Genomic DNA, 11,958 nt, shown 5'->3' with positions numbered 1-11,958 from the left:
AGGCGGGCAGCATCCAGCTATCAGCTGTCAGCTCTCAGCCAGGGGTCGTAGCATCTTCAGCCCGGGGATCTTCAACGTGCGGATGCAGTCCGCGATCGCCTTCAAGGCATCAGGACGAGCGAATCCTTTTCTCCAGGACAACCCGATCTGCCTTCCTGGGACCGGTTTCGCAAAGGGCAGGACGGCGAGCCTCTTATTATGATACTTGGGCGTCAGTGCACTGGAAGGCAACACGGTGATGCCGAGCCCCGAGGCCACCATGTGGCGAATCGTTTCGAGCGAGTTTCCTTGCATCACGTCCATATCCGATCGGCTGAGTTCGGGACAGGCTTCTAACACTTGAAGCCGGAAGCAGTGTCCTGCATGTGGCAGAATCACCTTCTCGCCAGCCAGGGCGCGAGAGTCGATGAGTTTCCGGTGGGCCCAAGGATGGGTGACGGGGACGACGAGCTTAAATTCTTCCTCATAGAGCGGTTGGGAGACGATACCAGGCTCATCGAATGGAAGAGCCAGTATGATTGCATCCAGCTTTCCGTTCTTCAGCATGGCGGTGAGGTTCGCCGTCAGGTTTTCTTCGATCTCCAAGGGCATGGCCGGTGCCCGCTTATGCAACAGAGGAACTAAGTCAGGCAGAAGATAGGGCCCGACGGTGGCGATGACTCCTAAGCGCAGCGGGCCGACGAGCTGATCCTTTCCCTCTGCCGCAATCAATTTGATGCGGTCTGCTTCCTCTATCACTCGCTGCGCCTGTTCGACGATCTTTGCTCCAGCCGGCGTGAGCGCCACGTCGTTTTTGCGACGTTCGAAAATCGTCGTTCCCAGTTCGTCCTCCAGCTTCTGAATGGCCAGACTGAGTGCCGGCTGCGTAATGAAGCAACGAGAGGAGGCGCGGCCGAAGTGCCGTTCCTGCGCCACGGCTATGATGTAGCGGAGTTCGGTCAGAGTCATGGCCAGCCTGTTAAGAGGAGGAACTGAATGATTTGCTCTTTTAATCGTCATGCATAACACAATCAATTAGACTAATCAATGGAGCGAGAATAGATTGATGTCGGCGACGGATTTAACGCACAATGGCGTGTGTATTCCTAAAAGAAGGGGGGAAATGAAGATGAAAACACGAAAGTTGGGAGCGTCGATGTCTGTGTGCGCGGTGACGATGTTCGTGCTGCTCGCGGGACTCCCTTTCAGTGAGGTGCGGGGAGAGCAAGCAACGGCTGGCAAGCCAACTGACGCGGCGAAAGGGGAATACAAACTCAAGATTCCGTTCGGCCTCGAAGAAACCGCGGTGGTGATTCCTGCCGACAATCCCCTGACGAAGGAGAAGGTGGAGCTCGGGCGCCTCCTGTTCTTTGACAAGCGACTGTCGAAAAACAACACGATCGCCTGTGCCAGTTGCCATCTGCCGCAATTTGCCTTTACGGACGGAAATCCCGTGTCGACGGGTGTCAATGGGCTCAAGGGAGGCCGCAGCGCCCCAGCGTCGCTGAATCGCATATTCAGCAAGGCTCAGTTCTGGGACGGCCGGGCCGAGACGCTGGAAGACCAGTCGGTGGGGCCGTTCATCAATCCTGTCGAGCATGGCTTCAAGAACCATGACGAAATGATCGCCAAGATGAAGAAGATCCCCGGCTATCGAAAACTGTTCCAGGAGGTGTTCGGATCAGACATCACCATCAACAATGTCGGAAAAGCCATCGCCAGTTTCCAGCGTACGATTCTCTCCGGCAACAGCCCGGGGGACCGGTTTGATCAAGGACAAGATGAGAAGGCGATTTCGCCGGCGGCGCAGAACGGCCTTATCTTGTTCCGTGAGAAAGCCCGCTGCACAAAGTGCCATTCCGGGTTCAACTTCACCGACGAGAAATTTCATAACCTCGGCATCGGCTGGGACGACAACAGGGTGGACCTCGGTCGGTATATGGTGACCGGGAATGCTGAAGAGATCGGTGCATTCAAGACTCCGACCCTCCGGGAGGTCGCACGCAGTGCACCCTATATGCATGACGGACGGTTCAAGACCCTCGAAGAAGTCGTGAATTTCTATAACAAGGGAGGGGTCAAGAATCCTCACCAGGACAATCTCATCATCCCGCTGGAGCTGACGGACCAGGAGAAGCACGACCTGGTGGAGTTCCTCCGCACGCTCAATGGGGAAGGGTGGCAGCACGTCAAGGCGCCGACCTCTTTCCCGAAATAAGGGCCTGTCGCCTGCGTGACACGGCCATTGGCGGAACGGGAAAGTTTTCAGAAAATCCATCTCCGAATCCTTTGATGCGACCGTGGCTCTCATGTACACAAGAGCCACGGTCCACGCCAGTTCGATCTCCGGACCGATTCATCCAAACTCTAACCGCAGGAGGTTTGTTGTGATAAGAAAAAAGCTATTCGCCGTTGTCGCGATAACCGTCTTTGGATGTGCCGGACTCGCCCCTCAACAGGCGCTAAGCGGCGAACCGAAATCGCCCGCCGTGGGATACGACATCCATGTGCAGGCACCACACCTCATGCCGAATGGAGAGGTGGGAGGGCCGTTCCATCATTACTGCAAGGGGATTTCAGACAAGATTCTCCAGTGCTTGCTGTTTGAGTCGACGGACCCGAAGGCACCATTGGTGGCAATTGAGTATTTCGTCGCGAAAGATCTGACGAGCAAACTTCCATCCATCCATTGGCATCGCTTCTTCCATGACCACAAAGTCGAAATCGCCACGGGCCGGGTTCAGGTCTTGGAGCCCGCCGATAAGGCGAAGGAGATTGCCGAAGCCGCATCGAAGACGGACGGAGTGATTTATCATCTCTGGCAGAAGGGCCAGGAATTTCCCGACGGTTCGATCAGTTTCCCTCAGTCACTGGGGCATGAATTCCCCGGACATTCCCAGCCATCAGCACACGTCACACATTAAGGCACCTACGTGCCAAGGGATGATTTGGATCGGGACAAACCCCATGGGGTTTGTCCCGATCCCTTCACAGGCTAACAGGATGGAGGGAGCCTTGGCTTGTCAGAGAGCCATAGCGGTGCTGTGGATCGCGTTGCAGTGGATGGGAGTTGCCTCAACTTTCGGGGCCGATGCCGAGGTATTGAAACAACGCGTGCCACCAGACCAGATCGAAGAGGCTAAGACCTGGAAGAATCCCTTCGAAGCGACTCCGGACAATATTGAGAAAGGAAAGACTCTCTTTCACGGGAAAGCCTTCTGTGTGACCTGCCACGGAAGAGACGGCAAAGGGTTGACCGGTATCGAAGGTCTTCGAGGAAAGTTGCCCCGCAACTTTACCGACGGGAGTTGGCAGGTGGCACGGACCGATGGGGAACTCTTTTGGATCCTCAAAAACGGCAGCCCCGGAACGGCTATGGCCTCCTTCATTCCCCTCATCCTGACCGAAGAGGAAGCCTGGCACGTGTTACTGTACGTTCGATCGTTTGCCAGGGAGTAGGATGGGAGCGATTCAGAGAAGATGAGTTAAAAGTGGTAGGCGATGCCGCCGAGTGCGCTGAACGCGCTGTAATTGCCGCTCAATCCGTAGAAATTGTCAAGGGTTGTAATCTGGGCGTAGTTGTATTTTCCTTCGATGAAGAATCCCCATTCCTCAGTCGCCAATACTTTGAGTCCCACCTGGCTGTTGAGTCCGGGCACAACCTGTCGCCCGCTGATCTGGTCTGAGCTGTTGAAATAGAACGCTCCCACTCCGACGCCGACGTAGGGTTGGAGAACTTTTCCCGGGTAACGCGCCACGACATTGAAGGCGACCGTGATGAGGCGCATCGAAGACTCAGATAACTGAAGCGTGCCGTTTTTCGTGATCTGAGCGGGACAATCAATAGGAAACGGTGGAGGGCCAGCCAGGGCCGTCGCACAGGCCGCAGGATTGTTCACGCTATTTGGGTGAAATGGTACGTAGGTAAGAGTTTGGGTAGTCGTGACGGTTTGGCTCTTGATCGTCGGTTGCGACGTAAATGCCTCGACCTCAACCCCAAGCCAGCTGAATCCTTCATCCTTGAAAAAATACCCGGCTTTGCCTCCAAACAAAGGAGAGTTCTTGAGGCTCACGTCTGACGAATGGAATGTTTGAGCGAGAGTGCCTTGGGGAGGTGTAAATGTAAACGCTGCGCCCGGGAACTGTTGTAGCCCTAATTGTTCACCGAAGTTGTCCATTGTCACGTTTGAGAGCGAACTAGGTGTCGTATACCCGCCATAACCCGCGAGGTACCATTCGGCCAGCCCCGGGCCAGGGCAGACGACGAGGCACAGCGTCAACAGCGCGAGAGCGGTGTTGGTCGCCGTCGCACAGAACCGGTGTTGGCTGGAAAAGGAGCGCATCAATTACTCCGTGAGACAGGCCGGCGCACAATAGTCTTGAAGTCATGACGACGCCATTACGCTCAGATTAAGTTCCCGTTAAATTGACCGGGACGCCATGCGCCTGGAGATGTGCGAATACCTGGGGATTCAGGAGTGGAGTAGAGAGGGTGTTCCCCGGCGTGATCCATGCCGCTGGTGAGACTTAACGGATCTCGTAAACCAAAGTCTGGGGTTGAGCGCTCCGAACAAGATCCACTTGCAGAGTCCGTTCGTTGCGGAGTTGTTGAAAGACCGAAAAGAGCATGCCGGGATCGCGAAGCTCCACGCCGTTGATTCGCTGGAGCACATCGTTGGTCTTGAGGCCAATCTTCTCGAAGAATCCAGACGGCATCACGCTCGTGAGGACAAACCCATCCAGTTTGCCTTTGTCTAGATGAGGAAGAGCTTGAGCCTGCATAAGGAGGCGCGTCGGATCTGCGAGTGCGGCATCAATCTCACGGCGGTCCATGATGCGACGCTGAGGAGCTGAGGGTCGTGAGACCGGTATGGGGAGTGCTGCACCAGGTGCGTTTGATCGCAGATATTGGCTGAGCGCGAGATCGAGCCATTCTTCCTGTTTTCCCTCGCGGAACAAGACCCGGTCTTTTTCAATTGCCGACAAGAAACCGACCGAAGGGACCTGCTCGCCCATGCGGTACATGCTCTGCTTTTTCGTCGACAGATCTTCGAAGACGGCCATAATGCCTCCTTGGGGTCCGAACACCGTTCCGAGCAGCGCGATCTTCTTGCCGACGTTGAGCGGAGGAGCAGGCGGCCCGCTTTGTTGACCTGAGTCAAGAGCATCACCTGCATCTGGAGGAAGGGGAAACAATCCTCTCGCCCTAATTGCGTCTGCGAGCCCGATGGGTGTCTCGGTTTGAGGTTCCGATGGAATAATTGAAGCAAAGGCGGAACCCGGCATAGGCGGAGGGCGTAAGGCATCCGCGACAAAAGCATTCACCGTGTGGGCCAACAGGAACGCACCCAATGTCAGATATATAGCGATCATCACGCGCTTGGGCGTTAGAAACCGCTTCAGCATGCGAGATCATTCCTCCCGTCTAACGATATCGTGCATCCTAGTGACACGCGAATCGGTCCGCAAGAGGAGCGAAGGGGGCTCACGCGAAATTAACAGCGCACCAATTCCTCGATAACAATTCCGTAACACCTTGTCGGTACCTGTGGTGCTATGAGACTCAGTGGAGGTGAGGGGTTAGTCTTGTTCGTTTACAGCCAAGTGAAGCATGTGAATGAAGAGATTATCGCGAGAGCCGGAAGGAGATGTCTCGAGGAAAGCGATGGCGCATGAGCAGATTTCCTCGGGCTGCAGCGTGGATTCTATTATTGGGGTGTCTGGTTTTTCCGCTTGGTCAAGAAAGTAGAGCGGGCGAAGCACGCGGGGCTGTGAAGGGTGATCTGATGATGGCACAACTCCAAGACTCACCGGGGAGCGCACAGCGGGACCCTATGGCGGGTAAGTCCCATTCGAACGGCGACCCTCCGACCCGTGATACCGACTCAGCAGAAAAGGCAGAGAGCGCACCAGCTGGTGAAACCCAGACGACTCGCTTCGCTGTCAAGGCTTATGTGGTCGACGGAAATACGATTTTAAAGCAGAACGTGATCGACGCAATCCTGGACAAATACAAGGGAAGCGACATGCAGCTCAGTAACCTTGAGAAAGCACGGGCGGAACTCGAGAACGCATATCATAATGCCGGTTATCCAACGGTTCTCGTCAATCTTCCAGAACAAACCGTCGAAAGCGGTGTCGTGAAGCTGCAGGTCATTGAAGCACCATTAGTGGAAATTTCCGTGACAGGCAATCAATATTACAAGCGCTATCAGATCCTCGAAAAATTACCGTCTGTGCAATATGGAGCCGTCCTCTATGAACCGACGTTTGCGAAGGAGCTTGCCGCACTGAATGCCAATCCAGACCTGAAAGTGGCTCCGGTGTTGAAGCCGGGAAGCGAACCGGGAACCGTGAGTCTGGAGTTGAAGGTCAAAGACCGTTTACCGGTCCATGCCAAGCTCGAAGCCGATAATCGAGGACCCATCACCACACCAAGAGACCGCATGATCGCAGAGGTTCAGTACACGAATCTCTTGGGAGGGGACGAAATACTCACCGCGAGTACCGTGCAAACTCCGACGGATTGGGGAACGGTTCAGAGCTATAGCATGAGCTTTGTTGCTCCGATCATCTGGCCCGATCATCTTTTCGCCCTGTATGCCTCCCATTCTCAGAGTAATTCGACGCTGGCTGGCGGGTCGATATCCACCGGAGGTGGGAATGTGGGTGTCGCCGGTAATGCCACGATCGCAGGCACCCGGTATTATTTTCCAATATTTTCCGGAGGGCAGAATACCCATCAATTGGCGATCGGGATGGATTTTAAGCACTTGGATAGAACAGAAGCAACTTTTCCTGGCGGCCTTGGGACGATCACGGTAGTGAAGCCTATTCAGTACACACCCATGTCGTTGGCGTATACAGGGTCGATTCCGGATACGTTTGGAGTCAACCGACTCACGGCGACCGTTAAAGGCTATATCGCCGGTATGATTCCTGGCGGAACCAAGCAAGACTTTGAAGGAACACCAAACGACCCCAATAATCCTCCAGTGCGCGTCGGTTCCACCGGCACGTTTGCGGTGCTTCAAGGCGGGGCGGAGCGGTATCAATCCTTGCCCCAAGAATTTTTACTGACGCTGCATGTCGACGGCCAATGGGCCACCCAGCCGTTGGTCCCGGCCGAGCAGTATTTTGCGGGCGGCATGGATACGGTTCGTGGATATATCAATTATGAAACGGCGGGGGATAATGCGGTGCGCGGGCGGGCCGAGCTGCTGACGCCGGAATTGCTGACGATTCCCCTCGATCGGATCTGGCAGCGCAAACGCAGTTCGGACTATTCATTCAAATTGCGCCTGCTCGCGTTTTACGATATTGCCAAGTTGTGGGTGGAACAACCTCAACCAGGCCAGATCGATCACTTCAACTTACAGGGGACCGGCTTTGGCATAAGAGTGTCATTGCCGAAGGACGTAGGGATACTCAAGGTTGACCAGGGATGGGCGTTGCACGATACGCCCACCACAAAACGAGGCGATACGTTTGTTCACTTCTCCGTGGGAGTCGCGTACTGAACAGGTGGGTCGCAAGCCATGGCTGTCATCATACGTCATCACAAGATGGTTCTGAGTATCGGATGTGTTGTGACGTCCCTGACGATCGCGTCGCTGGGGTTGGCGAATCCAACGAATCCCACCGTGGCGGCAGGACAAGCCCAAATTTCCGGACTCGGCACGTCTGCCGTGACGATCCATCAGGCGACGCAGCAGGCCGTCATCAATTGGCAACAGTTCAATATTGCGCCCAATGAAGTCACCCGCTTTATACAGCCGAACGTCAGTGCAGTCGCATTGAATCGAATCTTCGATCAGAATCCCAGCCAGATTCTTGGGTCCTTGCAAGCAAACGGGAATGTGATTTTGTTGAATCCAAATGGTATCCTGTTTGGTCCGAATGCCCAGGTGAATGTGGGAGGGCTGATCGCGTCCTCGCTGAATCTGACCAATGCGAATTTTCTGAGCGGGAACTATCTGTTCCAGGGTACGGGTGCTGAAGGCTGGGTGAAAAATGCAGGATCGATTCAAGGGGCGACCGGTGTCTACCTGCTAGCGCCAAACGTCGAGAACAGTGGCATCATCACGAGCCCCGGAGGCAATATTGTTCTAGGTGCGGGAGCGACAGCGTATTTGTCGAATCGTCCCGATGGCCATGGGTTTTTGGCTGAGATTACGGCGCCGACAGGGCAAGCAGTCAATCTGAAGGATCTGATCGCTGACGGAGGAGATATTACCGTGGCCGGGCGTGTCGTCAATCAACAGGGGCTGATTCAGGCGAACAGCGTGCGCCAGCAAAACGGCAAGATCGAACTTTATGCCAGCGAGTCGATCACCTTCGCGGCAGGAAGCAAAACGCTCGCGAAAGGGGATCAGCAGGGGATCTCCGACGGCGGAACGATCATCGCTCAAGCTGGCAAAACGAGTGGAACCACCTCCTTGAACCAGGGCGCGGCCATTGACGTATCGGGAGGTCCTCAAGGGGGCAACGCAGGCTACGTAGACTTGAGCGGAGCGCAGGTCTCCATGCTTGGAACTATCTCAGGCCGCGCGGCGCCGGGTTTTCGCGGCGGTACGCTCCTGATCGATCCGACCAACCTGACCGTGGACGATAATTATTTTGTGACACAGCTGAGTCCCCAAGTCCAGTCAGGCATGACCAACATCATCGCTCAGGCGACCAACAATCTCACGGTCACCGCGAATCAAGATTTGCTCTACACCTTGGGGTGGGTGTTGCAGCCGGGGCAGCGAGGCACCCTGACGTTTCAGGCCGGACAAAATCTGACGTTCCAGAACGCCAGCATTTCGAACGACGCCTTCAGCACAGGCCAGGGAAGCCCGTGGGATTTTGTCGGGATTGCGGGCAATAACATCAACATGATCAATTCCACGCTGGTTGCGGGAGCTGGGGGGAACATCAGCTTGACCGCCACGGCTGGGAGTCTTAGCTTGATCGATCCTGTGACTGGGGCACTCTCCAGCATTCGGACAAAAGCCGGAGGCAACATCACGCTTAATGCCGGGCTGGACCTCATCGCCAGTACCGGATATATGCAGGATGCCACCGTCGCAAACCAATTCCTTTTCAAAACCTTCACGTTCCTCGACTCCTATATCCAAGGCATCTTGCTGGATGGACCGGGGACCCTCTCGATTACCGCGGGGCGTAACTTCATCGGAGCATTGGCCAACGGCGTGCAGACGGGACCTGGGTTCGTGGTGCGGAATGGACAAGCGGTCGTGACGGTCGGTGGTGATGTCGGACAAACCCTTCCGGGAACAACGGCGGGTTTTGCGGATATGGCGCTCTCAAATGGGTCCATCTCCATGACCGCCGCCGGCAACATCTATCTCAGGCGTGTTCAGGACGCCGGATTGGTGTGCGGGAGCGCGAACTCCTGCGACACAGACCCGAGCAACCCTGGAACTTTTTTGGGCCCCCAATTTTTGGCCGGAGCGGAACACAGCTCCGTGTCCTTCACGGCGCAGAACGGAAATATCGTGATAGACACCACTGCGTCCGATGCTGTTGGAACGCCTGTCATTCCCCAGCTGTCCCCTTTTCGGGGCGTTCTGCCCGCTTCGTTCACCGCGAAGGCGCTGAACGGGTCGATCGATATAGACTCCAATCTGACATTTTTCCCCTCGCCGACCGGCAGCCTGAATTTCTTTGCCCAAAACAATATCGTCGGAGTGTCACCACAGCACTTGGTGAACAACCCCAGCTATGAGTGGCTCTTTGTCGGCTACGGAGGGCCTCTAGGTGGCCAATGGGAAGCGATCAATACGACTACGATCATGCAAAATCCTCAACTGTGGCCGTTCCTTAGCAATGTTCCTTTCAGCAGTACATTGCCGCTGAGCGCCAATCAGGCGCCTCAAGGAGGCCCAACCGCACCCATGACCGGCTTTCCCGGGGCCCAGATTTTGGTCAACAATAATGTCCAGACGATCAAGTTCCTCCAAGCGGACCCCCAGCAGCTGGAGGGAAACTCGAACTTGGCGTCCCTCAGTTCTTTGTTCGGTCAGTCTCCCTCATTCGCGACCACGCCGACCGGCATGGTGGCCCCCGTGAGCTTTCAAGCGGTCACGGGGGACATCACGAACCTGGGCTTTAACCTAGTCAGCCCCTCGTTCCTCAAGCAAGTAACCATCGAGGCAGGACACGACATTACGCAATTCCAGGCCTCAATCTCGTTGCCTAATCTGGGAACGCAGACCGTACCGGTCGTGGAGCAGATCCCGTTCGTCCGTGATCCCACCACCGGCCTCTTAGTCATTCCAGCGAACGGTGCAACGGTCAATGCGCAAGACGTGACGGTGGAGACTGTGACGGTGCAGGTTCCCGTGCCCAATGTCGCGGCCATCATCAAGGCGGGCAACGATATCGTTTTGGGGTCGCCGAACAACACTGCGTTACCAGGGCCGGTAGGGATCCAGTTCTACGGTTCAGGAACGGGCCAGATCATCGCGGGGCACGACCTCAATTTGGGCATCAGTCAGGGAATCAACATGCTTCGGGCGACCGCGGACAAAGGCGGGTTGCTCGATGTTGCCGTGGGAAACAACCTGCTCATGGCGCAATCCCAAATTCACACCGACGATGGAGCTGGAGTTTCGATTCACGGGCTCGTCGGTCCCTCATACGTGCTTGGATACGACAACAGCGCCTTGCATCCGTCGTCCGTGCCGTCGTCGCTGCAAAGTCCGGTGAATGCACCGCCGCCGCTTGGCGGGACGCTGAATGTGGGGGTCAGTGGCGGGACGTCTGCAGCCGATATCGGGAAGGATACCACGGGAATTGAAGTTCAGCAGGGAGGGTCGGTTGGTGTCAAGGCCACGACGGCTGTGGTGAATGCTGATGGAACGGTGACGGTCTCAGTGGCGAGGGATCCCACGGCGATTAGCATTAGGACGACCGGTGACATCGACGTCAATCAGGCGCGGGTTGATACGCTCAACGGCGGCAATATTGTCATGACGAGTACCCAGGGCAACATCAATGCTGGGAGCGGAGGGGCGAATAACGTGACGAATGTCCTTCTCCAGGTTCCGGTCCTGGATAGCGCTGGCAATCCTGTTTTCGACTCATCAGGCAATCCGGTAACCAAAACAACACCGATCGCAGTACCCGGGAGTGGAATCTTCACGTTCTCGCCGAATGATCCGAATCCACTGATCTTTCCGGTGTTCAACGATCCTCAAATCAATGCTCTGAAGGCCGAGGCGGAAAAGCTTCAATTTTTTGGACGCGATGCCTCCGCGCTTCTCGCGCAAATCAACCAACTCACCATTCAGAAAGAACAGATATTCAATGAGACGGTCAAAACCCCCTTCATTAATTCATTAAAGCTGGGGGATATCACGTTGAATGCAGAACAGGGACGCATCATTATCCCTCCAGCAGGGATCCGGGGACGGATCGTGACGCTCAATTCGCCGTTTCTTGATTTTCAGGGCGGAACCATATCGGGCAATGTCCAAGTTCCCCCTTCAGCGGCTATCAGCGGAAACGTCAGTATCAGCGGAACTGTGACAGGCTCCTCTGCCGCACAGTCTGCGACTGTGTCGTCTTTCTCAGGCAGTAGCGCCGTCGCGTCGGTTTCGGCGACATCGGCTGCAGTCAGTACGTCGGCAAAATCCAGTGACTCTGCCAAGGAATCAGTCGATGAGAGTTCCTCGCAACAAGCCGCTGCTAAGCAGGTGGCGTCCAAGAAGAATGACGAGAAAGATGGCAAGAGCCAGTTGGCGAAGTCGGTTCGTGTCAAGCGCGGGGTCGTCATCCAGGTCGATGTGAAGCCGGAAGTGAAGCAGGGTAGCTAACCAAAGGAGTCCCGCAGATGGATATGAGTTCAGGGGGCGTGGCGTTTGCGCTGAGCCACGCGACATTGGAAGGCAAGATCACCATCGCGGTGTTGCTTATCTTCTCGCTCGTGAGTTGGACCATCATCATCAACAAGTTCCGCCAGCTGGCGCG

The 11,958-nt window shown here is 55.6% G+C and carries 8 protein-coding genes; 5 read left to right on the top strand and 3 right to left on the bottom strand.

The genetic code is table 11. From position 1 onward, the window contains the following. Positions 1–27: 27 nt before the first annotated feature. Complete coding sequence (locus VEI50_06655; protein HXX74791.1) at positions 28–948, bottom strand: hydrogen peroxide-inducible genes activator; 921 nt, start codon at positions 946–948, stop codon at positions 28–30. A gap of 154 nt (positions 949–1,102) precedes the next feature. Between VEI50_06655 and VEI50_06650 the strand changes: the two genes are divergently transcribed. The 3 genes from VEI50_06650 to VEI50_06640 all read left to right on the top strand — a co-directional run bounded on the left by VEI50_06650 (position 1,103) and on the right by VEI50_06640 (position 3,438). Further along, positions 1,103–2,197, top strand: a complete 1,095-nt coding sequence (locus VEI50_06650) for a cytochrome c peroxidase (GenBank protein ID HXX74790.1) — start codon at positions 1,103–1,105, stop codon at positions 2,195–2,197. A 169-nt stretch (positions 2,198–2,366) separates the two neighbouring features. After that, the gene (locus VEI50_06645; GenBank protein ID HXX74789.1) at positions 2,367–2,903 is read left to right on the top strand and encodes a DUF1264 domain-containing protein; all 537 of its coding nucleotides are present in this window, start codon (positions 2,367–2,369) and stop codon (positions 2,901–2,903) included. Between the two features lie 91 nt (positions 2,904–2,994). After that, entirely contained in the window at positions 2,995–3,438 is a 444-nt protein-coding gene (locus tag VEI50_06640) for a cytochrome c (GenBank protein ID HXX74788.1), read from the top strand. Positions 3,439–3,464: 26 nt separating this feature from the next. Here VEI50_06640 and VEI50_06635 read toward each other — a convergent pair whose 3' ends face one another. Both VEI50_06635 and VEI50_06630 read right to left on the bottom strand, forming a co-directional pair. Then, complete coding sequence (locus tag VEI50_06635) at positions 3,465–4,322, bottom strand: hypothetical protein (GenBank protein HXX74787.1); 858 nt, start codon at positions 4,320–4,322, stop codon at positions 3,465–3,467. Positions 4,323–4,506: 184 nt separating this feature from the next. Continuing rightward, positions 4,507–5,385 carry a hypothetical protein gene (locus VEI50_06630; GenBank protein HXX74786.1) on the bottom strand — a complete coding sequence of 293 codons (879 nt, stop codon included), beginning with the start codon at positions 5,383–5,385 and terminating at the stop codon, positions 4,507–4,509. Positions 5,386–5,651: 266 nt separating this feature from the next. Between VEI50_06630 and VEI50_06625 the strand changes: the two genes are divergently transcribed. Together VEI50_06625 and VEI50_06620 are read left to right on the top strand one after the other, a co-directional pair. Further along, positions 5,652–7,499, top strand: a complete 1,848-nt coding sequence (locus tag VEI50_06625; protein ID HXX74785.1) for a POTRA domain-containing protein — start codon at positions 5,652–5,654, stop codon at positions 7,497–7,499. 18 nt (positions 7,500–7,517) lie between these two features. Next, a complete protein-coding gene (locus VEI50_06620; protein HXX74784.1) occupies positions 7,518–11,804 on the top strand; it encodes a filamentous hemagglutinin N-terminal domain-containing protein in 4,287 nt (1,428 codons plus the stop codon). The last annotated feature ends 154 nt before the right edge of the window (positions 11,805–11,958 follow it).

Source organism: Nitrospiraceae bacterium (assembly GCA_035623075.1).
Taxonomy (GTDB): Bacteria; Nitrospirota; Nitrospiria; order Nitrospirales; family Nitrospiraceae; genus DASPUC01.
Note: the sequence above shows the minus strand (reverse complement) of the source record. Positions and strands in the feature narration are given on the sequence as shown.

What these genes read in the sequence shown, in the direction of transcription:
- VEI50_06635 (HXX74787.1), bottom strand. Translation starts at nt 4,322, where the DNA reads ATGCGCTCCTTTTCCAGCCAACACCGGTTCTGTGCGACGGCGACCAAC.
- VEI50_06630 (HXX74786.1), bottom strand. Translation starts at nt 5,385, where the DNA reads ATGCTGAAGCGGTTTCTAACGCCCAAGCGCGTGATGATCGCTATATAT.
- VEI50_06620 (HXX74784.1), top strand. Translation starts at nt 7,518, where the DNA reads ATGGCTGTCATCATACGTCATCACAAGATGGTTCTGAGTATCGGATGT.
- VEI50_06625 (HXX74785.1), top strand. Translation starts at nt 5,652, where the DNA reads ATGAGCAGATTTCCTCGGGCTGCAGCGTGGATTCTATTATTGGGGTGT.
- VEI50_06650 (HXX74790.1), top strand. Translation starts at nt 1,103, where the DNA reads ATGAAGATGAAAACACGAAAGTTGGGAGCGTCGATGTCTGTGTGCGCG.
- VEI50_06655 (HXX74791.1), bottom strand. Translation starts at nt 948, where the DNA reads ATGACTCTGACCGAACTCCGCTACATCATAGCCGTGGCGCAGGAACGG.